Below are 475 nucleotides of genomic sequence, written 5' to 3'. Positions count from 1 at the left end.
TTCTTTTCAATAAACTGCTCGTAGTTATTAAGAACAGTTTGCGGTGCGAAGTCGGCTGCGCGGTCCTGTAACACTGCTGCCGGTGGCGGATTCTCTAACATTTCCAGGGCGGCAGTGGCGATTGAATCGACATCCCCGACTGGTGTAAGTCTTCCATACTCGCCATCTGCGAGTATCTCACGCGGACCGCTCGGACAGTCTGTCGAGACGATCGGACACCCACAGGCCATCGCCTCGATCAATACTGTGGGTAATCCCTCGAATTGAGAGGAAAGAAGGAACAGGCTAGCCTGGTTCATGAACCGATATGGGTTATCGACGTAACCTGGAATAGACGTAACCTCAGTGAGCCCCAGTTCGACGGTAAGTTCACGGACCGTTTCGGTTTCTGACCCGCGGCCTGCGATTACTGCACGAGTATCCGGTAACGTATCGTTAACGCGCTTGAATGACCGGAGCCACGTTTTGAGGTCCT

1 protein-coding gene is annotated in these 475 nt (G+C 53.3%); it reads right to left on the bottom strand.

The annotated features are described in order from the left end of the window. On the bottom strand, positions 1 to 407 hold a 407-nt coding region (locus FY251_RS21115), incomplete at its 3' end, for a glycosyltransferase (protein WP_342765790.1). Positions 408 to 475: the final 68 nt, after the last annotated feature.

Origin of the sequence: Haloferax sp. KTX1 (genome assembly GCF_902410085.1) — an archaeon.
GTDB lineage: Archaea > Halobacteriota > Halobacteria > Halobacteriales > Haloferacaceae > Haloferax > Haloferax massiliensis.
This window is presented reverse-complemented; position numbering and strand designations above follow the sequence as displayed.